Below are 19,617 nucleotides of genomic sequence, written 5' to 3' on the forward strand. Positions count from 1 at the left end.
GCGGCTGCGAAGGCATGCGAAGCATACAGATCAGGGCATTTGCGTAGTGCGCTCGGAACGCATTACCGTCACAGCACTTGCTTCATGGCTAATGGCTCTTGCCCCCTCATCGGAAGGTGGCGGCACAAGCGGCCGATACAACCGACTGGGACCTGTCATGACGTTCAATGCGAAGCCCGTTCAACTGACCACCCGCTCAGGCCTGGAACTTCAGGTCAGACTTGCAACGCCGGAAGACGCATCGACGCTGACGGACCTGTTCCGCTCAATCACACAGGAAGATCTCCGCTTCCGGTTCCTCACCGGGTTGAACGCGATCGGCGCCGATCAGATCAAGGCCATGACTTCGGGCGATGACAGCAATACCGAGAACTATCTGGTATTTCTGGCGAACGGGACGGTCGTCGCGACCGGCATGCTCGTCTGCGACGCGACGGGCAAGCGCGGAGAAGTCGCGATTTCGGTTCACGGCGAACATCATGATGAAGGGATCGGCTGGACCCTGCTTGCCTTCCTTGCCGATCGCGCGACGGCTCGGGGACTTTCGGTGATCGAATCCATTGAGAACCGTGGCAACCGCGCCGCGATCCAGGTCGAGCGGGATTCAGGATTCGTGGTGGAGCCACTCCCCGGTGATGCCACCTTGGTTCTGGTGCGCAAGACGCTCACGCCGGCTTAGGCGAGCGGCTTCACCGGGCTTGCATCCGCCATAATTGCGCTGCTCACTTGCAGTACGGATAGCAGCTTCACCAGCATTACGATCGGCTCGCGAAGTCAGATCCTATTCCCGCTGATTTGGCGATATTGATCGCTTTTTCCACTATCTGAGACGGATAATGATCGTTTCCTTCGCTTAACCGAAAACGTTAGCCACTGGCTCCCATTTGAACGGCTGTCGACGAGCGGACGTCGGCAAAAAACAGGAGCCTCACCATGCCGAACCCTTCGACTTCAGCTACGCGTTTTCGTAGCCTGAGCCTTGTCGCCGTCAGTTCATTTGCCCTTTGCGGCACGCAATTGCTCGCTCAAGGACACGACGCCCAGGTCGCGCCGCGCATGGTGAGCGTGACGCTTCCGACCGACGCCGGACAGACCATGGTCGTGCCGACTGAACCCGCCCCAGTCGTCGCGCCCAACATGACCCGCGACAACGGCGCGCCGATTGGCGCCAACCGCAACAGCAAGGCCGCGGGCGATTTTGGGCCAGTTCTGCTGGAAGACACGACGCTGATCGAGAAGCTGGCGCGCTTCGATCGCGAGCGGGTGCCCGAGCGCGTCGTGCATGCGCGCGGAACCGGCGCCCACGGCGTCTTTCGTGCGACAGCAGACATCAGCGACATCACCAAGGCCTCGTTATTCGCGGCAGGCAAGGAGACCCCGGTGTTCGTGCGCTTCTCAAGCGTCATCCACCCGTCGGGCAGCCCGGAGGGCCTGCGCGATCCGCGCGGCTTCGCGACCAAATTCTACACGGATCAGGGCAATTGGGATCTCGTCGGAAACAACCTCCCGATCTTCTTCATCCGCGACGCCATGCAGTTTCCCGACATGGTCCATTCGCTCAAGCCCTCGCCGGTGACCAACAAGCAAGATCCTAATCGCTTCTTCGAATTCTTCTCGGCTACGCCTGAATCCACCAACATGCTGACCCATCTGTTTTCCAATCTGGGCACGCCTTCTTCCTATCGGACGATGGACGGCAATGGCGTCCATGCCTTCAAACTGGTCAGCAAGGACGGCAAGGTCACCTTCGCCAAGTTCCGCTGGGTCAGCCGGCAGGGCGTGAAGAACCTCACCGCGAAGGATGCGGGTGCCGCGCAGTTCAATTTCATGACCGACGATCTTTATCGCGAGGTCGGCAAGGGCAATCACCCGACCTGGGACCTCATGATCCAGACGATGACGCCCGATCAATTCGGAGGTCTGAACTATAATCCGTTCGACGATACCAAGGAGTGGCTTGGCGTGCCGTTCCGCAAGATCGGCGAGATGACGCTCGACCGCATGCCCTCCAATTATTTCGAGTTCACCGAGCAATCGGCATTCGCTCCGGCGAACCTCGTGCCAGGTATCGAGGCGTCGCCCGACCGGATGCTGCAGGGACGGTTGTTCAGCTATTCCGACACGCAGCGCTACCGGGTGGGCGCCAATGTCATGCAGTTGCCCGTCAACAAGCCGCTGGCGCCAGTCGTGAACAACTATCAGGACGGCTTGCTCGACCAGTCGGGCAGCACGTCCAACGTCAACTACTTCCCCGCCGCATCGGCACCCAGGCAGGTCGCGCCGGAATTCGCACAATCCACCTATGAAGTGAATGCGACGGTGGACGCCAGGCCGATCGAGACGACCAACAATTTCGAGCAAGCTGGGATCTTCTATCGCTCACTGTCGGCCAGGGACAAGGCAGACCTCATCGCCAACCTGGCGATCGATCTCGGACAGGTTCGCTCGGACCGGGTCCGCACCATGATGGTCAGCTATTTCTACCAGGCCGACAAGGACTATGGCTCGCGTCTCGCGCGCGCCGTGAACGTGCCCATGGCCGAAGTGGCCAAGGCGGTCGCCGAGTATGATACGGCCTATCCGCAGCAGCGTCTGGCGGTCCGCTGAGATCGTGCCCTCCTCCCTTTTCACGGGATGCGAGGGCTTCAGGCCGTCGCGCCCTGTCTTTTTCAAGGATTATTTCGATGCTGACCCTTTTCGTCGCCTCGCTTCTGGCGGCAGCGACCGCCGCGCCCGCCTCTTCGCCTACCCCAGTCGAGCTGCCATCGCCCGCACGGCGGCAGGAACTGCTTTACGAGGCCGCCAGGCTGGGCCGTGCCGACATGATCGAGCCGCTGGCGAAGGCGGGCGTCAATCTCGACGGCTATGATGCTCGCGGTTTCACCGCTTTGATCCTGGCGGCGTATAATGGCCATGACGAGACTGTAGATGCACTGATCAAAGCTGGAGCAGACGCATGCAGACCCGACGAAACCAGAGGGAACACCGCGCAGATGGGCGTGGCCTTCAAAGGGGATGATGTTCTCGCGGCGCGCCTGCTAAGGACACCATGCGGTGTGGACGTAAGCAACAAGGCCGGTCAGACCGCATTGATGATGGCGGCGATGTTTGGGCGGGAAGCGCAAATCGACATGTTGCTCGCCGCAGGCGCAAGCCCGGACCTTACTGACCTGGAAGGACGAGGCGCCAAATCCATCGCCGCGATGCAAGGTCATACCGCCATTGTGAATAAACTCGCTCGCCGGTAGGTGGACCGACTGGCCATCGCGAAAATGAACCGGGTTGAACCAGCTAGTTTCACACTCCGGGCGCCGATTTGCAAGGTCACAGGGTTTCACCGCTGATCCGCCCGCATCAAATTCGAAATACTCGCCCATGACGATTAGGTTTTCCTTACGCTCTCGATCCGGGTGGGTCTTACGACGTCTATGATAATCCCAAATCCATCGATCAAATCGTTGGGCTGAAGAAGTTCTACCGCCGAAACCTCTCAATGCGGTTTCGGCTTGGACGGGACGTGCGGGAAGCTATTTGTTCCGCTCTGCGGCCATCTTGGGGGCCACCCTTGCTCGCGGTCCTGATCCGTCTCTTGACGCAGGGATGCAGATGCTTTGAGCTTAGCGACGCGAACTGCTGTGATGCGCCGCGCAGTGCGAGATCGAACCCGATTCGATGTCGATCAGGACCATCCGAATGATTGGGGGTTTCATGAATGATATAGCCGGACGAGTCATGAAGATCGTTGTCGAGCACATGGGCGTCTATGACGATAAGGTGACGCCGGAAGCGAGCTTTCTGGACGACCTGGGCGGCGACAGCCTTGATGTCGTGGAATTGGTAATGGCGCTTGAGGACGAATTCGGGATCACCATTCCCGACTCCGACGTCGAAGGCATCGCTACCGTGCAGGACGCGATCACCTATGTGGAAGCGGCCGGGAAGGCAGGGTGACCGCCCCCCTTACATATGCCGACCTCCCACTTGGGCTCCCGGCGGCCGTTTGACGGGCCGCCGGGAGTGGGGTGCCCTATGTGAGGGCGACCGCGCTCTAGCGGGGCGTGCAGCGGCCCGCACATGAAAGTAGTCGGATCGCACGCAGGGCGCGCCGAGTTGCATTCGTGACAGCTATGCAATGAATGCTCAGCCCCGGCTCGATATTGGAACCCGACCTCCCCTAGCCCAAGGCAATGTCATAGGTTAGAAATGCTCAACGAGATCCACTCTTACTTGCAGAGCACTCCGCTATGCTCATGTGGTGCGCAAGCGTTGGCTAGATACATGGGGCGCGCGCGCCTCTCATGGCAGAGGACGTGATAGTCGCTTTATTGCCATAGCATTTTATATCATTGCCAGTGGCTGCGAATATGGCGCCTCACTGCTCCACAAACTAGCGTGAATGCTGGGGGGACAATGAGAGACGTAGAAATTGACCGAAAGAACCCTGCGCAAGATCCTCCTCGCAACCGATCTGAACGCACGCTGCGACCGTGCACTGGATCGCGCCGTCCAGCTGGCCGACGAGTCCGGCGCGGAACTGCTAGCCGCCTACATCGCCGATCCAGCCGACACGCCGCGTCATTATCTCGACCGCGCCCGGCGCTCCTGGCGCAGATTGCCCGATCCCATCGAGCGCGTGAGATGGCGTCTGCGGCGCGATCTCTCCAGCCTCTCCGAACATATCCGCGTTATCGTCGAGGAAGGAAACCCAGCCGAGAAGCTCGTGGATATCGCGTCGCGCGAAGGGTGCGATCTTATCGTTACCGGGACAGCCAGCGCGGAATCGCTGGGCCGCATGATCCTTGGCAGCACCGTCAACCGGATCCTGCGAGGCTCTGAAGTTCCCGTGCTCATGGTCCACGACCGTTCGCGTGGGCCCTATCGCAATCTCGCGGTCGCAACCGACTTTTCCGCGGCTTCGGTGGCGGCGCTCGATGTCGTTACCACGCTCTTTCCCTCGGCTGATGTGACGCTTTTCCATGGCTATGACATGCCGTTTGGCGGAGTTGTCGCCGATCGCGATATGATGAGCGAACTCAGCGCGATTCAGAAGGACATGACCACCAAGTTTCGTAGCGACGAGCGCGTCGATTCAACACTTCGGCAAAGGGCGCGCGTGGTCGTCGAACATGGTGCGCCCGAAGCGCTGCTGAGCGACTTTATCGAGAATGAGGATATCGACCTGGCCGTGATCGGCAGTCATGGCCGCGGCGCGGTCTTCGACGCGCTGATCGGCAGCACCGCAAAGCGCCTCGTCGAAAGTCTGGAAAGCGACCTGCTGATAGTCCATCATCTCGGCGGCGATTGATATCTGAAAGCCGCTGCGTTTGAAGACGGTCGGCTGCAAGCATTTCGCAACGCGCCATCCTATCCGGGCCTTGCCCTTTCCCGCCCCTTTCACCCATTAAGGGAGAAACTGCTCAAGAGGCGATCAGCCAGCCAGGGAATATACGTTACGCATGACTGACGCGGGATCCTTGTTTTTCATTCTCGCGCTTCCCTATCTCGGCGCTCTCATCGCGGGCTTCCTGCCGCCCGGCGGGCGCAACTGGGCATCCGTCCTGACCGGCTTCGTGACGCTGCTGGCGCTGGGCCTTCTTGTGCGGCTCTATCCAACCGTCTCGCATGGCGTACCCCTCCGCGAAACCGTCCCATGGCTGCCCTCATTGGGCCTCGACCTGACGATGCGTCTCGACGGTTTCTCCTGGCTCTTTTCCATGCTCGTTCTCGGGATCGGCGCGCTCGTCATCCTCTATGCGCGATACTATATGTCGCCGGAGGACCCAGTTCCGCGCTTCTTCAGCTTCTTCCAGGCTTTCATGGGCTCGATGCTCGGCCTCGTCCTGTCCGGCAACCTTGTCCAGATCGTCTTTTTCTGGGAGCTGACGAGCCTCTTCTCCTTCCTGCTGATCGGCTACTGGCACCACAATCAAGCTGCCCGCGATGGCGCGCGGATGGCTTTGATCATGACGGCCACCGGAGGTGTTTGCCTATTGGTAGGCCTTCTTCTCCTCGGACAGATTGCGGGTAGTTACGACGTCGACATGGTGCTCGCGAGGGGCGCGTTGATCCGCGGCCATGAGCTCTACCTGCCGACCCTGGTCCTTATCCTGATCGGCGCCTTCACCAAGAGCGCGCAGTTCCCTTTCCACTTCTGGCTGCCGCACGCCATGGCGGCCCCTACCCCGGTTTCCGCCTATCTTCATTCGGCAACGATGGTGAAGGCCGGCATCTATCTGCTGATCCTGCTCTGGCCGGTACTGTCGGGCACGGAAGCCTGGTATCTGATCGTCGCCACCACCGGCCTCGCCACGCTGCTCGTGGGCGCATGGTCGGCCATTTTCCAGCACGACCTCAAAGGCTTGCTAGCCTATTCGACGATCAGCCATCTCGGCCTCATTACCCTGCTGCTGGGACTAGGCAGTCCGCTGGCGGCGGTCGCGGCGATCTTCCACACCGTCAATCACGCGACATTCAAGGCGTCCCTCTTCATGGCGGCCGGCATCATCGACCATGAGACGGGCACCCGCGATCTGCGCAAGCTCAGCGGCCTGATCCGCTTCATGCCGATCACTGCGACGCTGGCCATGGTCGCCGCCGCGGCGATGGCAGGCGTTCCGCTTCTCAACGGCTTCCTCTCGAAAGAGATGTTCCTCGCCGAGGCGCTGGAAGCGCACAGCGGTACAATCCTCGACCGTGTCCTTCCTGTGCTGGCGACGCTCGCCAGCATGTTCAGCGTCCTCTATTCGGTGCGCTTCATCCATCAGACCTTCTTCGGCCCGCCGCCCACTGATCTTCCCCATACCCCCCATGAGGCGCCGCATTGGATGCGCTTGCCGATCGAGATACTCGTTCTGCTCTGTTTGCTCGTCGGCATCATGCCCGCGTTGACCATCGCGCCTTTTCTGCACAGCGCCGTGCTCTCGGTCCTGGGTGAAAGGACACCCGTCTACAGCTTGGCGATCTGGCATGGTTTCAATACGCCGCTGCTTATGAGCATGATCGCGCTGATCGGTGGCGCGCTTCTATACCGCCTGTTCCGGCACCGGCTCAACGCCGCGGCGCAGTCGCCCGTCATCGGACGGCTCAAGGGAAGGCGCAGCTTCGAGGCCGTCCTTGCCGCCCTGATCGACGGCGCACGGGTCGCCTATCGTGCGCTGAGCACCGGGCGGCAACAGGTCATGCTACGGCTGATCATCGTGACGGCACTCATCGCCGGCGCTCTTCCTGTTGTGAGGCTCGGATACAGCGCAGGGAACCGCTCACAAATCCTCATCGATCCCGTGTTCGCTCTCCTATGGCTTTTGGGCGGCGTCGCGGCGGTCGGCGCGGCGATGCTCGCGAAATTCCACCGCTTGGCGGCATTGACGCTGGTCGGTGTCGCCGGCCTCTCGACCTGCATAAGCTTCGTCTGGCTGTCGGCGCCCGATCTCGGGCTCACCCAGCTGCTCGTCGAGATCGTGACGCTCGTGCTGCTGCTGCTCGGCCTGCGCTGGCTGCCCATGCGCATGCCTGATACCTGGTCAGGTGAGCGCACGCCTTTCGCCGTCCGCTTTAGGCGCGGCGGCGATCTCCTGCTCGCGAGCGTGGGGGGCACCGGCGCCGCAGCACTTGCCTATGCCGTCATGACGCGCCCAGCGCCGGTCGGAATATCGCGCTATTTCATGCAGCAGGCCTATCCGGGCGGCGGCGGCACCAACGTCGTCAATGTCATCCTCGTCGACTTCCGCGGCTTCGATACGCTGGGGGAGATCACTGTCCTCTCGATCGTTGCGCTCACGGTGTTCACCCTGTTGCGGCGGTTCCGCCCCGCGGCCGAAAGCGTGGTGCAGCCCGATCAGCAACAGGTCCAGAATGCGTCCGACGATGCGCGCGAAGGCCGGGAACGTGGTGATACAGCACTCCACTATCTGCTGGTCCCCAGGATCATCATGGAATGGCTGTTCCCGGTCATTCTGACCTGTGCTCTTTACCTCCTGGCGCGCGGTCACGACCTGCCCGGCGGCGGCTTTGCCGGCGGCGTCGCCGCCTCGATCGCCATCCTGCTCCTCTACATGGCGAGCGGCACGCGTTCGGTCGAGGCGCGGCTCAATATCCAGCCGGTGCGCTGGATCAGCGCAGGCCTGCTGCTGGCGGGCCTGACGGGCGCGGCGGCAACGCTGTTCGGCTTCCCTTTTCTCTCAACTCATTTTCAGTATGTCGATCTGCCGATCATAGGTCCGGTGCCGGTCGCCAGCGCCTTGCTGTTTGATATCGGCGTGTTCGCCGTGGTCGTCGGCACGACCGTGCTGATCCTGATTGCCCTCGCCCACCAGTCGATCAGGACGCCCCGCGCTCCTCGCGCGGCTGAGGAAGTCGGGGAGACCGGCTGATGGAAACGGCGCTCGCGATTGCGATCGGCATATTGACGGCGTCGGGGCTATGGTTGCTTTTCCGGCCGCGCACCTTTCAGGTTGTTCTGGGCCTCTCGCTGCTATCCTATGCCGTCAACCTGTTCATCCTCGCGGCAGGCAGACTGCGCACGGACGCGCCGCCGATCGTCGGCAAGGGCGACGTGGACCCGGCCCTCTATGTCGATCCGGTGCCGCAGGCGCTGGTGCTCACCGCGATCGTCATTTCTTTCGCCACGACGGCGCTGTTGCTGGTCGTTCTGCTGGCGTCTCGCGGCCTGACCGGGACCGATCATGTCGACGGCGAGGATGACGAACCATGACCGGTTGGCAACAGCATCTCATCATCGCCCCGGTCATCCTGCCTATCCTCGTGGGGGCCTTGCTGCTCGCGTTCGACGAGCGGCGTCGGTCGGTCAAGCGTGCGCTGAGCTTCGGCACGACCGCCGCCCTCATCGGGATCGCCGCCCTGCTGCTCGCGCAGGTGGATGGCCGCTTCGGCGCGGACGGCACTCCTCAGGCCTATCTGCTGGGCAACTGGCCGGCGCCGTTCGGCATCGTGCTCGTCGCTGACCGGCTGTCCGCGCTGATGTTGCTGCTCACGGCGGTGCTGGGCTTCACGGCGCTGTTCTATGCGATGGCACGCTGGGACCGCTCCGGCCCGCGGTTCCATGTGCGGTTCCTGCTGTTGCTCGCTGGCGTCAACGGTGCGTTCCTGACCGGCGACATCTTCAATCTCTTTGTTTTCTTCGAGGTGCTGCTGGCCGCCTCCTACGGTCTTATCCTGCACGGAGCGGGGGCGGAGCGAACCAAGGCCAGCCTCCACTACATCACGATCAATATTGCCACTTCGCTCCTGTTCCTAATCGGGATCGCGCTGATCTACGGAGTCACAGGCACGCTCAACATGGCGGACCTTGCCGCACGCGTTCCGCTTGTGCCTCCGCAGGACCTGGGCTTGCTCGAGGCAGGCACCGCGATCCTCGGCGTGGCTTTCCTGGTCAAATCAGGCATCTGGCCCTTGAGCTTCTGGCTGCCTCGCACCTATGCTGCGGCGGCGCCGCCGGTGGCGGCGATCTTCGCGATCATGACCAAGGTCGGCGTCTATATCATCCTGCGCCTTACATCGCTTCTGTTCGGTGAAGCATCCGGCATGGCCGCGGGCTTCGCCGGGGAGTGGCTCATATGGTCCGGTTTCGCGACGATGCTGTTCGGCACGCTCGGCATCCTGGCGACGCGCACGCTCACTCGAGTCGCGGGTCATTATGTGCTGGTGTCATCAGGGACTTTGCTCGCTGCGATCGGCATTGGCGGCGAGGCGCTGACGGCTGCCCTGCTCTTCTATCTCGTCAGCTCTACCCTCGCTGTCGGCGCGCTCTATCTCATCATCGAGCCGGTCGAACGCAATGCCGATGAGGAAGACATGATCATGGGCGTGGCCGAGCCCGTGTTCGACGACGAGTACACCGGCGCGGTTGTGGAGGAAGAGTCCGAGGCGGGCGTGGTCATTCCCGGCACCATCGCGATCCTGGGCGGCGGCTTCATTTTCTGCACGCTTCTGCTTGCGGGTCTGCCGCCGCTTTCCGGCTTCATCGCCAAGTTCGCCATCATCGATGCCCTGTTCGACGGGCGCATCACTGCCACGACCTGGATCCTGATCGCTCTCATCATCCTCTCGGGCCTGTCCACTCTGGTTGCGATGACCCGCGCCGGGATCGACCTGCTCTGGACACCTGGGGAGGATGCCCCGTCGCGCCTCAGCGTGGTCGAAGTCGTGCCGATCGGGTTCCTCCTTGCGGCCTGCCTCGCGCTGATGGTCGGAGCAGGCCCGCTTTTCCGCTACATGGAAGCTACTGCTGGAGGTCTTGCTCAACCCTCATCGTACATCGAGGCTGTCCGCTTTGCGCCGCGCGCCCGGGAGACGGAACCTTGAGGCGGTTGCTTCCCCATCCCCTCCTCTCACTGGCCCTATTCGGCATGTGGGCGCTTCTAACCGGCTTTTCGCCTGGTCATGCCGTCGTGGGCGCACTGGTTGCCTTCTTTGGCGGACAGGTCATGCGCAGGCTGTCTCCGGAACAGCCTCGCATCCGCTTCGGCCGGGCGATGGTCAAGCTGACCGCGCTCGTTGTCGCGGATATCATCCGCTCGAACATTGCCGTCGGCCGGATCGTCCTGTTCGGGCGCACCGACCGCCGGTCGGGCTTCATCGAGTTGCCGATCACGCTGCGCAGTCCCTACGCTCTTGCGGCGCTGGCGATCATCATCACTGCCACGCCGGGCACATTGTGGCTCCAGCACGACGCGCGGAACAATAGCGTCCTCATCCACGTGCTTGACCTCGTCGATGAGGACGAATGGAAGGCGCTCATCAAGACGCGCTACGAGGCCCTGTTGAGAGAGATTTTCGAATGAGCACGCTCATCCTCGCATTCGCAATAACGCTCGCGCAGATCCTGCTTGGGCTGGCCATGGCCTGCGCCACCTTTCGCGTGCTGCGGGGACCGCGCGCGCAGGATCGGGTGCTGGGTGTCGATGCGCTCTACCTCGCAGGCATGTTGCTGCTTTTGACCTATGGCATCCAGACCGGGCGGACGCTGTTCTTCGAAGAGGCGCTGGTCATCGCGCTGCTGGGTTTCGCCGGCACCGTCGCACTCGCCAAATTCCTGATGCGTGGCGAGGTGATCGAATGATCCAGGCCCCCGACCTTCCGCTATGGGCGGCGATCATCGTCGGTGTGTTCGTGCTGCTCGGCGCAACGATCACGCTGATCGGCGCGGTCGGTCTCTTGCGGCTGAAGAGCTTCTACGATCGGGTTCATGCGCCGACGCTGGGACCAACGCTCGGGACCGCTTCTATCCTGGTCGCATCGATCACCTGCTTTTCCGTGCTGCAATCGAGACCCGTGATTCACGAAATCCTGATTGCGATCTTTGTCACAGTGACGACACCGGCCACACTCATGCTGCTGGGTCGCGCCGCCCTGTATCGCGATCGACGTGCGGGCAGCGCCGATGTTCCGAAGGACTGATGTGAGCCGGTAGATCCTGTGCGCTCCGCACAGCTTCCGTTTCGAAAACGCAGATCATCAACCTCAATTCTTCCTCTCGAACGGCGTCGGCGATGTGATGACCGGACGCCGCGTGCGAGCCATTTAGCAAGATGGAGGATTCCAGGAGCAGGAAGTCACACGCACGATCAATCCGTCGTCGGGGTCGATTTCTCGAGTACAGAAGAAGTCAGTGCTTCCGACATGCGCCGGAGCGCCATCTCGCGACCATGCGCAGTCGGAATTTTCCGGAGTTCGGCCTGAAGATTAGCGAGGAGATCGGCGCAGCTGTTGCGCCAATCCGAGCCGGTCGCCGCACTCGCCTCAGGATTGGCAGCCCCCTCGAGGTTCGCCTTGACACCCGGAGCCAAGGCATAGCATTCGCCCATCTGCGGCACGATGATCGATTGCGCCAGGCTTCGCTCGGTAATCTCGGCGCTGAGCATATCGACCGCATCCGCTTCCCCATGGGTTAGGAACAGGCTTCCCTCAATCGGCGCCCGATCCGCGAGCCAGGCGATAAGCCCATCCCGATCCGCATGGGCAGCATAGCTTTCAAGCCGCCGGATCGAGGCCCGGACCGGTATCGTGCGCCCCCACATCCGCACGCGCCTGGCACCCTCCAGGATTGCGCGGCCGAGTGTGCCTGCAGACTGGAACCCCACGAACAGTATCGTAGAGTCCGGGCGGGGCAGATTATGCCGAAGATGATGACGAATGCGCCCGCCCTCGCACATTCCGGACGCAGCAAGGATGATCGCACCCGACACGTCGTTGAGCGCCATCGACTTATCGGCGGTCTCGACAAAATGAAAGGCGGGATGATCGAAAATCCTGCCCCGCCCCAGATCCTCCAGCGCATCGGCATGGCTAGCGAATATCCGTGTTGCCTGACCCGCCAGTGGTGAATCGATATAGACCGGTACTCTAGCGATCCGGCCGGCATTGATCAGGCTTGCGATGTCGAGCAACAGCTCCTGCGTGCGTTCGAGTGCGAACACCGGGACGACGAGATTGCCACCCCGTGCGAGCGCCAGTTTGATCTCCTGTTGAAGCAGCGTGCGGCGCTGCCGGATCGTGGGCTGGGCAAATGTCCGATCGCCATAAGTGCTTTCACACACCACATGGTCGAACCCGGCCGGCGCTTCGGGATCGGGATAGAAAGCCTTGTTCTCCGGTCCGAGGTCGCCGGAGAAGAGCAGCCGCAGATCGCCGATCGAGAGCTCGATCGAGGCGGATCCGAGAATATGCGCCGCGTTCCAGAGCCGTGCCTGGATGCCTGGCGCCGGTTCGAACCATTGCCGCAAGGCCATGCCGCGCGCCAGGCGTACTGCACGCTCACCGTCGTTACCGGTGTATATCGGCTGTAACGGCAGCTCGCTCGCCCGGTCGGCACGCCGATTGCGCCGCGCTGTATCGCTCTCCTGAAGCCGGCCCGCGTCAGGCAGCACGACATCGAGAAGGTCCCGGGTCTGCGGCGTACACCAGACCGGACCGTCATAGCCGGCTGCAACGAGCCGGGGCAGCAAGCCGCAGTGATCGATATGCGCATGGGTTAAAAGAACCGCATCAATCTTCTTCAGGTCGAAAGCAAAGGCGCGATAGTTCAATGCCTCCAGGCTTCGCGATCCCTGGAAGAGCCCGCAATCTATTAGGATGCGGCTTTCGCCGGCGGAGATTTCCATGCAGGAGCCGGTTACTGTGCGGCCGGCGCCGTGGAACGTTATCGTGACCGGCGGCTGTTCGTCCATACCTGTCCTTTTCGACTCCTCGCGAAGACCCTTCCCGACAGCGTAGCCATCATGGCATCGACATTGAAGGCCATGGCCGGACGAGTTCAAGTGATGCGGTCATCGACCGGCTTCACGGCAGGGGAACGGGACGTCTTCCACCGTTGCCGATGAGCCGTGAAACGGTCTCGCTGAGAAAGTGCTCTCGCAGCGGCTTTTCCATGACACTGGCAAATCCCTGCCGCTGCGCCCGCTCAAGGAGCCGCGGCGAACAATAGGCGGAGACCAGAATAGCAGGCCCCTTCCAGCCGCGTTCGCGCAGTGCATCCAGCACCGCGATCCCGTCGAGCTCGGGCATGAGATAATCGGTGACCAGACAGGCGGCATCGAGCACATGCGCATCGGCCAGCATGGCCGTGCTCGAGGCGTAGGAGCGGACGTCATAGCCACGGGAGCGGAGAAGGAGTTGAACCGAGCGTCGGACGCCCGGATCGTCGTCCACAAGGGTGATGACCGGGTGAGGCGCCGGGTCTGCTACAATGTGCGTGTTCATATCCATCCTGAAATACCAGCCAATGGGGCCGGGTCGGACAGATGACACGCACGCGAGACAATTGTCCTTACGTATTGGTCCGCGGTCGCGCGAGCCTGCGACGCGGTGGATATCCCATCATTGGGCGGCGGTTCGTTCAGTCGAGCGGAACTTGCAAGTCGGGGTCGGCTTTCGCCCTCGCGATTTGAAAAGCCGGGCGCTCCGCCACGCGCCGCAGATAAGCGCGGAGATTGGGGTAGGGAGACAAATCGAGCGTAATGAACGCCCTCATCGTGGTGAGCGGAAACATCGTCATGATGTCGGCGACGGTGAAATCTTCACCGGCCAGCCATTGGTGACCCTCAGCGAAATGCGCCTCCAAGGCCGCCAGGCTGCGTCCGGCGCGATCCTGCATGATTGCCGCCATGCCGCCCCCGTCCATAAGCATCATCATGCAGGGCATGAGCGAACCGTTGGCGAAATGATACCAATAGAGAAACCGCGCGAAATCGGGATGGTCGGCCTTGAGGGTCAGCCGCCCGTCGCCGTATCTGGCCACGATATAGTCGATGATCGCGCCGGATTCGGCGAGCGTCAGCGCGCCGTCGGTGATGACCGGAGCGGTGCCGGATGGATGCAGCGCCTTGTAAGCGGACGGCGCGAGCCGCGTGACGGGATCTCGATCGTAGCGCGCCAGTTCGAAGGGGATGGCCAGTTCCTCGCAGAGCCAGACAATCCGGTCCGACTGCGATATGCCAAGATGATGTACGGTCAGCATGAGGCTCTTCCGATCATTCAGGATTTCCGGGGGACGCTCTGCGAAGCACCGAGACGAGTCCCCGAACCTGTTCCCGCAGCGCCGCGATGGCCGCTTCGTCTATTGCCAAGCCCTCCGACAACATCGCCGGGATCTTCTCGGCATCCGAACGAAGGCCGCGGCCCTTGCCCGTCAGGCCGATCAGCACGCGCCGTTCATCTTCGGCGTCGCGGGTACGGCTGATCAGCCCGGCGAGTTCCATCCGCTTGAGGAGCGGCGTCAACGTTCCGCTATCCAGGTGAAGCATGTCCCCGAGGGATCCGACCGTCTGGGGCGTATGCTTCCAGAGCACCAGCATCACCAGATATTGTGGATAGGTGAGGCCGAGTTCGCCGAGGATGGGACGGTACAGCCGGCTGAGCAGGTTGGAGGCTGCATAGAGCGGAAAGCAGACCTGCCGATCGAGGTCCAACGGATCTTCATCATTCGGCAGGTCCACCATTCTCATCCTCAGTTGACCGACACCGCGATGGCGACGTCGATATTGCTCTTCACCGCGTTCGAATAAGGGCAGACTGCATGGGCCTTGGCAACGATCTCTTCCGCTGCGGCCTGATCGAGACCCGTGATCGTGACGTCGAGCGCCACCGTCAGCGCAAAACCGCCCGCGCCGTTCGGCAGCATCCCGACATCGGCCACGACGACGATATCGTCGTCCCTCACCTTCTCGGAAGCGGTCCTGGTCACATGGATAACGGCATTCTCGAAGCAGGCGGCATAGCCGGCGGCGAAAAGCTGCTCCGGATTGGTAGCGCCACCCTTTCCGCCGAGGGCCTTGGGAAGCGCCAGCGGCAGTTCGAGCAGACCGTCATCGCTCTTGACCGTTCCGGCGCGGCCGCCGACCGCTGTGACCTTCGTGCTGTATAGTGCGCTCATCGTTAGCTCCATTTAATAAATGTGACACAATTATATTGTGCGCAATCTTTCTTGTCAAGGCGTTCACTTTCGGATTGAGCGTGGGGCGAAAAATGAGCGCAATGTCGCCGGAACGAGCCCGCTTCGGCGCGACATCGCAATTGGTTAATCCGCCAGCAACGGCAAAGAACCGGCTCGAGACCGGCGATACCCGCCAGAAACCCAAGGCTCTGGAGAAGCCACAACCTGGAAAGAAGGAGCAGTAGAGGGACGACGAGCGCTCCGAGCCACTGGCAGATCCCGGCTTCCACCCAAACGTTCGTGCGCAACATGAGCATCACACTCAGCGGGGCGACGATTGCGATCGGGTACGTATCCCAAGATTTGGCTTCGCCCTGATTCTGAGCCGACGACCGCCTTGGGAGCGACAGCTCGCCATCGCACACCGGCGCGTCATACCGTGTCGCACAGTTTTGTTCGACGCTGATCAGCCAACCCGATATGAACCATCAGGGCAGACGCGCCTCATGCAGCGATTATCAGTATCAACAGCATTTAGATCGCTACCTTGCGCGGCGATGTTTGCCAGCGATGCTACCGAAATCACACAAGGTCCGTCATCCGGGAACGGGGATCGGTTAACTCGCCGACTGCAACTGCCTCCTCTGGCCCGGGTCGGACATGCGGCGCGACGCCCAGCATGTCTTGAATTTCTGCCATGCGGTCGATCGAGATATCGTCCCCGTGTTCCAGCCACCACGCCAGGATCTCTAGCGTTCCCGATACGCAGAACACGACCCTCAGATCGTTCGGAATCCGGCTATCCCGCTCTCCCGACCGTGCTGCAACTTCGCGCGCCTGCCGGATGAACTCTTTCTTCAGGACACTCGAAGCGCCTCCTGTCAGAAGCACCGTCCATATGGCTCGATGCTCCCGGACATAAGCGCACAACGCTCGTGAGGAGGCGCGACTATCGACACTGAAGAGAAGCGGCAGGGTCATCGCCAGCAATCGGCTGATCTCTTCGGCGGCGACGTCGTCCAGCAGCGCATCCTTGTCGGCATAGTGCCGGAAGAACGTAGCGTAGCTTACGTCCGCCTCAGCAGTAACATTGCGGATGGTCACTTCCTCCAGAGGTGCCATCTCGAGCAATTGGAGAAACGCACGTCTCAGCGCTTCGCGGGTCCGCGCCGAACGCGCGTTCCGTACGGGCGGACGCCCCGCATTCCGTTCCCGCTGAAGATCCATTCTCGCTTCATCTCCAAGATCAAAACGGCCCCCTTCCCTCCCTGCATAGAGCGACGAGGAAGCCCGCACTCCTTTTGCCACGGAAAAAATTGCCAAACCTTCCTCCCAAGGGCGCATTCGCGTCATGCGGGGAACGAATTGCCCCAACATATATCAAAACGTCGATCAATCGCCTCTAACATCGCCCCGGCGTTTTTCATGCCTAACTCGGACATAGCAGCGTTTGCCTCGATACTTCGGAAGCATATTGCGCCACTGTGTCTCAATAAGCGGATGCTATGGGGTCTATCATGCCGGAAGTTATCGTTACGACGCGGGAGGGGGAAACGCACACGGTAGGTGCGCCTATAGGGGTGAGCGTTATGGAAGCGATCCGGGACGGCGGCGTTGACGAGCTGCTGGCGCTTTGCGGCGGTGGCTGCGCGTGTGCGACCTGCCATGTCTATGTCGATCCGACGTCGGCCGAAACCATCCCGCCGATCAGCGAAGACGAGAACGATCTTCTCGACAGCTCGAGCCACCGCACTGACCGGTCTCGCCTCTCCTGCCAGATCCGCCTCGACGACAGCCTTTCAGGGCTGCGCGTGACGGTTGCGCCCGAGGACTGAACCCCTTCGATCGATAGACCCGCATCCAAATATACAGGAAGCCAACCATGCAGCGCCTCGAAGATCGCGATTACTTCACCGACTACCAGATCCTCAAGGATCCCTATGCCTTCCTGGAGTCGCTTAGGGTCCACGGTCCGATCTATCGTCAGCCCGGCACCGGCGTGGTGTTCGTCACCGGCTTCGACGAGGCGCTGGAGGTGCTCAAGAACACCGAAGACTTCTCCTCCGCCAACTGCGTACAAGGCGCCGGAGCGCCGTTGCCGTTCGAACCCCATGGTTCCGACATCGACGGGCAGATCGAGGAGAACCGCGGCAAGTTCCTCGGCAGCGACCTGCTCGTCACTTACGATGGTCGGCCGCACACCTTCTCGCGCGCGTTGCTAGGGCGTCTGTTCACGCCCTCGCGCCTAAAAGCCAACGAGCAATATATCATGGAGCTCTCCGAAGAGCTGGTGAAGACGGCCGTCGCGCGCGGCCGCTGCGAGCTTATCTGTGATGTCTCGGTGCCGTTTGTGACGCTCGTCATTGCCGACCTGCTCGGCGTGCCTGCCGACGACCGCCGGAGTTTTATGGAGACGATCGCGTCCGGACCGCCGCCCGGCGCGCTCGACGGATCCGACAAGCAGCAGATGCCGCTCGAGTTCATGGCGAGCTATTTCGCCGGCTATGTCGAGGACCGGCGGAAATTCCCTCGTCAGGACGTCATCTCGGAACTGGCCAACGCGCCCTATCCGGATGGCACGCTGCCCGACGCCAGGGAAATCGTCAGCCTTACCACATTTCTGTTCGGCGCGGGCCAGGATACCAGCGCCAAGCTCCTGGCCAACACGATGAAGTATCTCGTCGACGAGCCCGGCCTGCAGGACCGCGTGCGCGCCGACCTCTCGCTCGTCCCTGCACTTCTCGAGGAGGTGCTTCGGATCGAGGGCTCGACCAAGACGACCTTCCGTGTAGCTCGTCATGATACGCGAATCGGGGATTTCGAAGTTCCCGCCGGCACGCGTGTGATGGTGGCGCTCGCGGCCGCCAATCGTGATCCGAAGCGCTGGGACAATCCGGAAGCGTTCCTCCTCGATCGGCCCCGCGCCAAGGAGCATGTCGGCTTCGGTCGGGGTGCGCACGTCTGCGTGGGCGCGCCGCTCGCGCGCGCCGAGCTTCGTATCATCATCGAGGACCTGCTGAAGAACACGGCGTCGATCACGATGGCGGAGGACAGGCACGGTCCTGCCGGCGATCGCCGCATCGACTGGGAGCCGAGCTTCATCATCCGCGGGATTGAGAACATGCATCTGGAGCTGACCCCTTCGGCAGACTTCGTACCGCTCGACCGGCCTTTGCGCGCGGGCCTCGCCTTTGGCGATGCCGACGAGCTGTCGCACCCTGCGAAGGAAGTCTATTCGACTGCCGCGACCAAGATCGGAACCTTGTTCGGCGATCCCGCCGCCAAAGCGGTGCTCTCGAAGCACCTTCCGGGCTTCGACAGCGATCCGCAGGTCGGCATGGCGATGGGCTTCACGCTGCGCGCTATACAGGGCTTCGCGCCAGACCGGCTGACCGACGATGCGCTCAACGCGATCGACGCCGATCTCGCCGCTCTGACCGCAGCCTGAGCACGGCGCGGATGATAACGGATCGGGGGAGACCATGACGAACGAACGCGTAGCGGTGGTGACGGGCGGGGCCTCGGGCATCGGGCTCGGCATCAGCCAGATGTTTGCGAGGAACGGCCATCCCGTGGCGGTCCTCGACCTGAACGAGGAACTGCTTGAACGGGAGGGCGCCGCGCTTCGCGCGTGCGGCGCGAAAGTCCTCACCCGGCGCGTGGACGTCGCCAGCCGCGCAGAGATCGAATCCGCTTACCGCGACATCCGATCCGAGCTCGGCCCGATCAGCGTCGTGATCGCCAATGCCGGCTATTCCGAGCACGGCGACATCCAGACGATGCCGATCGAGGTCTGGCAGCGGATGATCGACGTCAACTTGAACGGCGTGTTCCACACCATCCAGCCGGCGCTCGCCGACATGGTAGCGGCCAAGTGGGGACGGATCGTGACGATCTCGTCCCAGGCCGCGCAGTCGGGCGCGCAGGACCGTGCGCATTACGCGGCGGCGAAGGGTGGCGTGATCGGCTTCACCCGCTCGCTCGCCCGCGAGCTCGCCCGCCACGGCATCACCGTGAACACCGTGCCGCCGTCGCTCGTCGAGACGCCGCTGATGGTCTCGGGACTGAAGGCGGTAGGCGTGCCGCTGGAGATGATCGTTCAGGGCATACCGATCGCGCGTCCTGGCACGCCCGAGGATATCGCCGGTGCCGTCGAATATCTCTGCTCCGACAAGGCGAGCTACGTGACCGGCCAGGAGATCAACGTGAACGGCGGAAGCTGGATGTAA

21 protein-coding genes are annotated in these 19,617 nt (G+C 62.0%); 15 read left to right on the forward strand and 6 right to left on the reverse strand.

The genetic code is table 11. The annotated features are described in order from the left end of the window. Nucleotides 1-46: 46 nt before the first annotated feature. The 11 genes from RLDS_RS52760 (at nt 47) to mnhG (ending at nt 11,415) form a co-directional block, all read left to right on the forward strand. Entirely contained in the window at nt 47-679 is a 633-nt protein-coding gene (locus RLDS_RS52760; protein WP_236616943.1) for a GNAT family N-acetyltransferase, read from the forward strand. A 254-nt stretch (nt 680-933) separates the two neighbouring features. After that, the gene (locus RLDS_RS52765) at nt 934-2,607 is read left to right on the forward strand and encodes a catalase (protein WP_040603992.1); all 1,674 of its coding nucleotides are present in this window, start codon (nt 934-936) and stop codon (nt 2,605-2,607) included. Nucleotides 2,608-2,684: 77 nt separating this feature from the next. Further along, nucleotides 2,685-3,248 (forward strand): ankyrin repeat domain-containing protein, encoded by a 564-nt coding sequence (locus tag RLDS_RS52770; protein WP_021228545.1) that lies wholly within the window; start codon nt 2,685-2,687, stop codon nt 3,246-3,248. A gap of 460 nt (nt 3,249-3,708) precedes the next feature. Beyond that, a complete protein-coding gene (locus tag RLDS_RS52775; protein ID WP_031299189.1) occupies nt 3,709-3,951 on the forward strand; it encodes an acyl carrier protein in 243 nt (80 codons plus the stop codon). A gap of 475 nt (nt 3,952-4,426) precedes the next feature. Then, a complete protein-coding gene (locus RLDS_RS52780) occupies nt 4,427-5,305 on the forward strand; it encodes a universal stress protein (protein WP_021228547.1) in 879 nt (292 codons plus the stop codon). Nucleotides 5,306-5,456: 151 nt separating this feature from the next. After that, nucleotides 5,457-8,369, forward strand: coding sequence for a monovalent cation/H+ antiporter subunit A (locus RLDS_RS52785; protein WP_021228548.1), 2,913 nt, complete (start codon nt 5,457-5,459; stop codon nt 8,367-8,369). Then, entirely contained in the window at nt 8,369-8,710 is a 342-nt protein-coding gene (locus RLDS_RS52790) for a Na+/H+ antiporter subunit C (RefSeq protein ID WP_021228549.1), read from the forward strand. Before RLDS_RS52785 ends, RLDS_RS52790 begins: the two co-directional genes overlap by 1 nt. Then, nucleotides 8,707-10,320 (forward strand): monovalent cation/H+ antiporter subunit D, encoded by a 1,614-nt coding sequence (locus RLDS_RS52795; RefSeq protein ID WP_021228550.1) that lies wholly within the window; start codon nt 8,707-8,709, stop codon nt 10,318-10,320. The genes RLDS_RS52790 and RLDS_RS52795 overlap by 4 nt, the downstream gene beginning before the upstream one ends. Further along, on the forward strand, nt 10,317-10,799 hold the full coding sequence (locus tag RLDS_RS52800) for a Na+/H+ antiporter subunit E (RefSeq protein ID WP_031299191.1): 483 nt from the start codon (nt 10,317-10,319) through the stop codon (nt 10,797-10,799). Before RLDS_RS52795 ends, RLDS_RS52800 begins: the two co-directional genes overlap by 4 nt. Further along, a complete protein-coding gene (locus RLDS_RS52805; RefSeq protein ID WP_021228552.1) occupies nt 10,796-11,077 on the forward strand; it encodes a K+/H+ antiporter subunit F in 282 nt (93 codons plus the stop codon). Before RLDS_RS52800 ends, RLDS_RS52805 begins: the two co-directional genes overlap by 4 nt. After that, a complete protein-coding gene (gene mnhG, locus RLDS_RS52810) occupies nt 11,074-11,415 on the forward strand; it encodes a monovalent cation/H(+) antiporter subunit G (protein ID WP_021228553.1) in 342 nt (113 codons plus the stop codon). The genes RLDS_RS52805 and mnhG overlap by 4 nt, the downstream gene beginning before the upstream one ends. Before the next feature lie 167 nt (nt 11,416-11,582). Here mnhG and RLDS_RS52815 read toward each other — a convergent pair whose 3' ends face one another. The 5 genes from RLDS_RS52815 to RLDS_RS52835 form a co-directional block, all read right to left on the reverse strand. Further along, complete coding sequence (locus RLDS_RS52815; protein ID WP_021228554.1) at nt 11,583-13,184, reverse strand: MBL fold metallo-hydrolase; 1,602 nt, start codon at nt 13,182-13,184, stop codon at nt 11,583-11,585. 112 nt (nt 13,185-13,296) lie between these two features. Beyond that, on the reverse strand, nt 13,297-13,716 hold the full coding sequence (locus tag RLDS_RS52820) for a response regulator transcription factor (RefSeq protein ID WP_021228555.1): 420 nt from the start codon (nt 13,714-13,716) through the stop codon (nt 13,297-13,299). 136 nt (nt 13,717-13,852) lie between these two features. Beyond that, nucleotides 13,853-14,473 (reverse strand): glutathione S-transferase family protein, encoded by a 621-nt coding sequence (locus RLDS_RS52825; RefSeq protein WP_021228556.1) that lies wholly within the window; start codon nt 14,471-14,473, stop codon nt 13,853-13,855. A gap of 13 nt (nt 14,474-14,486) precedes the next feature. Beyond that, nucleotides 14,487-14,954: a MarR family winged helix-turn-helix transcriptional regulator gene (locus tag RLDS_RS52830; protein ID WP_021228557.1), complete on the reverse strand. Its 468-nt coding sequence runs from the start codon at nt 14,952-14,954 to the stop codon at nt 14,487-14,489. Between the two features lie 8 nt (nt 14,955-14,962). Next, nucleotides 14,963-15,388: an organic hydroperoxide resistance protein gene (locus RLDS_RS52835; protein WP_021228558.1), complete on the reverse strand. Its 426-nt coding sequence runs from the start codon at nt 15,386-15,388 to the stop codon at nt 14,963-14,965. Between the two features lie 92 nt (nt 15,389-15,480). On the opposite strand from RLDS_RS52835, the gene RLDS_RS56415 reads away from it, so the two are divergent. After that, nucleotides 15,481-15,633, forward strand: a complete 153-nt coding sequence (locus RLDS_RS56415) for a hypothetical protein (RefSeq protein WP_161626763.1) — start codon at nt 15,481-15,483, stop codon at nt 15,631-15,633. A gap of 337 nt (nt 15,634-15,970) precedes the next feature. Here RLDS_RS56415 and RLDS_RS0129120 read toward each other — a convergent pair whose 3' ends face one another. Next, nucleotides 15,971-16,711, reverse strand: a complete 741-nt coding sequence (locus RLDS_RS0129120) for a TetR/AcrR family transcriptional regulator (RefSeq protein WP_236616944.1) — start codon at nt 16,709-16,711, stop codon at nt 15,971-15,973. Nucleotides 16,712-16,905: 194 nt separating this feature from the next. Here RLDS_RS0129120 and RLDS_RS0129125 point away from each other — a divergent pair, with 194 nt between their 5' ends. From RLDS_RS0129125 to RLDS_RS52845, 3 genes are read left to right on the forward strand one after another with little or no spacing between them, the layout of a single operon-like run. Further along, complete coding sequence (locus tag RLDS_RS0129125; RefSeq protein ID WP_031299194.1) at nt 16,906-17,223, forward strand: 2Fe-2S iron-sulfur cluster-binding protein; 318 nt, start codon at nt 16,906-16,908, stop codon at nt 17,221-17,223. 47 nt (nt 17,224-17,270) lie between these two features. Next, nucleotides 17,271-18,836, forward strand: coding sequence for a cytochrome P450 (locus tag RLDS_RS52840; RefSeq protein WP_021228561.1), 1,566 nt, complete (start codon nt 17,271-17,273; stop codon nt 18,834-18,836). Nucleotides 18,837-18,870: 34 nt separating this feature from the next. Then, nucleotides 18,871-19,617, forward strand: coding sequence for an SDR family NAD(P)-dependent oxidoreductase (locus tag RLDS_RS52845; protein ID WP_021228562.1), 747 nt, complete (start codon nt 18,871-18,873; stop codon nt 19,615-19,617).

The organism is Sphingobium lactosutens DS20, assembly GCF_000445105.1.
Classification (GTDB): Bacteria; Pseudomonadota; Alphaproteobacteria; order Sphingomonadales; family Sphingomonadaceae; genus Sphingobium; species Sphingobium lactosutens.

Excerpts from the sequence above, each read along its gene's own strand:
- RLDS_RS52765 (WP_040603992.1), top strand. The coding sequence starts at position 934 with ATGCCGAACCCTTCGACTTCAGCTACGCGTTTTCGTAGCCTGAGCCTT.
- RLDS_RS52770 (WP_021228545.1), top strand. The coding sequence starts at position 2,685 with ATGCTGACCCTTTTCGTCGCCTCGCTTCTGGCGGCAGCGACCGCCGCG.
- RLDS_RS52775 (WP_031299189.1), top strand. The coding sequence starts at position 3,709 with ATGAATGATATAGCCGGACGAGTCATGAAGATCGTTGTCGAGCACATG.
- RLDS_RS52785 (WP_021228548.1), top strand. The coding sequence starts at position 5,457 with ATGACTGACGCGGGATCCTTGTTTTTCATTCTCGCGCTTCCCTATCTC.
- RLDS_RS52790 (WP_021228549.1), top strand. The coding sequence starts at position 8,369 with ATGGAAACGGCGCTCGCGATTGCGATCGGCATATTGACGGCGTCGGGG.
- RLDS_RS52795 (WP_021228550.1), top strand. The coding sequence starts at position 8,707 with ATGACCGGTTGGCAACAGCATCTCATCATCGCCCCGGTCATCCTGCCT.
- RLDS_RS52805 (WP_021228552.1), top strand. The coding sequence starts at position 10,796 with ATGAGCACGCTCATCCTCGCATTCGCAATAACGCTCGCGCAGATCCTG.
- mnhG (WP_021228553.1), top strand. The coding sequence starts at position 11,074 with ATGATCCAGGCCCCCGACCTTCCGCTATGGGCGGCGATCATCGTCGGT.
- RLDS_RS52815 (WP_021228554.1), bottom strand. The coding sequence starts at position 13,184 with ATGGACGAACAGCCGCCGGTCACGATAACGTTCCACGGCGCCGGCCGC.
- RLDS_RS52820 (WP_021228555.1), bottom strand. The coding sequence starts at position 13,716 with ATGAACACGCACATTGTAGCAGACCCGGCGCCTCACCCGGTCATCACC.
- RLDS_RS52825 (WP_021228556.1), bottom strand. The coding sequence starts at position 14,473 with ATGCTGACCGTACATCATCTTGGCATATCGCAGTCGGACCGGATTGTC.
- RLDS_RS52830 (WP_021228557.1), bottom strand. The coding sequence starts at position 14,954 with ATGGTGGACCTGCCGAATGATGAAGATCCGTTGGACCTCGATCGGCAG.
- RLDS_RS52835 (WP_021228558.1), bottom strand. The coding sequence starts at position 15,388 with ATGAGCGCACTATACAGCACGAAGGTCACAGCGGTCGGCGGCCGCGCC.
- RLDS_RS56415 (WP_161626763.1), top strand. The coding sequence starts at position 15,481 with ATGAGCGCAATGTCGCCGGAACGAGCCCGCTTCGGCGCGACATCGCAA.
- RLDS_RS0129125 (WP_031299194.1), top strand. The coding sequence starts at position 16,906 with ATGCCGGAAGTTATCGTTACGACGCGGGAGGGGGAAACGCACACGGTA.
- RLDS_RS52840 (WP_021228561.1), top strand. The coding sequence starts at position 17,271 with ATGCAGCGCCTCGAAGATCGCGATTACTTCACCGACTACCAGATCCTC.
- RLDS_RS52845 (WP_021228562.1), top strand. The coding sequence starts at position 18,871 with ATGACGAACGAACGCGTAGCGGTGGTGACGGGCGGGGCCTCGGGCATC.